Source organism: Chromohalobacter sp. 296-RDG (assembly GCF_029889885.1).
Lineage (GTDB): Bacteria > Pseudomonadota > Gammaproteobacteria > Pseudomonadales > Halomonadaceae > Chromohalobacter.
Genome location: NZ_JARANY010000221.1, coordinates 1 through 1144, shown reverse-complemented (window position 1 = coordinate 1144; position 1144 = coordinate 1). Strand labels below are relative to the sequence as shown.

Below are 1144 nucleotides of genomic sequence, written 5' to 3'. Positions count from 1 at the left end.
CGCCGACCGTCTGATGGAAGCGCTGTGGCGCGAGGCGCTGCATCTGGTCAACGACGGCGTCGCCACCACCGAGGAGATCGATGCCGCCGTGGTCTATGGCGCGGGTCTGCGCTGGTCGCTGATGGGCACCTTCCTGACGTTCCACCTGGCCGGTGGCGAGGGCGGCATGCGCCACATGCTGCATCAGTTCGGGCCGGCACTGAAGCTGCCGTGGACTAAGCTCGAAGCGCCGGAACTGACCGACGAGTTGATCGAGAAGGTCGCCGACGGTTGCGAGCATCAGGCCGCCGGGCGCAGTGTCGCCGAACTGGAAACGCGACGTGACGCCTTCCTTACCGAGCTGCTGGCATTGACCCGCAAGTACTGGCCGGAAGCCGAAGGGCTCGAGGGGCGCATCTGATGAGCCGGACGCCAGACAGCTCAACTTTCGGCCCCTTGCTGGAAACTCGGGTGGACGACGCCTGGGTCGACTACAACGGCCACATGAACGATGCCGAGTACGCGCGGGTGTTCTCGCTGGCCGTCGAGGCGTTGATGGATCGTCTCGGCCTCGACGCCGCCGGTCGCGCCGAGCATGGCTATACGCTCTATACTCTCGAGACGCATCTCTGTTATCGCCAACAAGCGCATCGCGGTGAGGCGCTGGCGGTCGAATTGACGCTGCTCGATTATGATGCCAAGCGATTGCATGTGTTGTTCACGCTGACCAACGTCGATGGCGACCCGCTGGCGACCAGCGAGCAGATGCTGATGGGCATCGATGTCGCTAGCGGGAGGCCCGGACCGTTTCCCGAACCGGTCGCGGCGGTTATCGAGACATTGCCGTCCGCCGGAGACGAGTGGCCAAGCGCCGCCGGGCGGCGTATCGGGATCGTACGCCGCTAACGTTGAATCGAAGGCGGATCATTGGTCCTTCCTTGCTGCAAGAACCCGCCCATGTCCTGCCATGGGCGGGTTCTTGCGTGTTTGCACGTGCCGTCGTGCGCCTCAATCAGTCCTGGCTCTGGATCAGCCTTGGCCGAGTACCTCGACACGTTGCTGGCGGTGGGCGCGGCGTAGCATGCGTAGCCGCGAGCGGGCTTCGTCACGCTCGAGATAGCAGCCTTGCAGCCAACGCCGGCCGCCCTGGCCGACATCGAAGGCG

At 64.8% G+C, this 1144-nt stretch carries 2 protein-coding genes and 1 pseudogene; 2 read left to right on the top strand and 1 reads right to left on the bottom strand.

Going from position 1 to position 1144, the window contains the following annotated elements:
• Positions 1–400 (top strand): 3-hydroxyacyl-CoA dehydrogenase family protein (locus OP495_RS18050; RefSeq protein ID WP_280571154.1); only part of this gene is annotated, 400 nt, incomplete at its 5' end.
• Positions 400–885: a thioesterase family protein gene (locus OP495_RS18045; protein WP_280571153.1), complete on the top strand. Its 486-nt coding sequence runs from the start codon at positions 400–402 to the stop codon at positions 883–885. The genes OP495_RS18050 and OP495_RS18045, both read left to right, overlap by 1 nt.
• 123 nt (positions 886–1008) lie before the next feature.
• Here OP495_RS18045 and OP495_RS18040 read toward each other — a convergent pair.
• A pseudogene (locus tag OP495_RS18040) lies at positions 1009–1144 on the bottom strand (taurine catabolism dioxygenase TauD); the annotation flags it as partial.

Bases quoted from the DNA above. Each gene is read 5' to 3' on its own strand.
- OP495_RS18045 (WP_280571153.1), top strand. From the start codon at position 400: ATGAGCCGGACGCCAGACAGCTCAACTTTCGGCCCCTTGCTGGAAACT.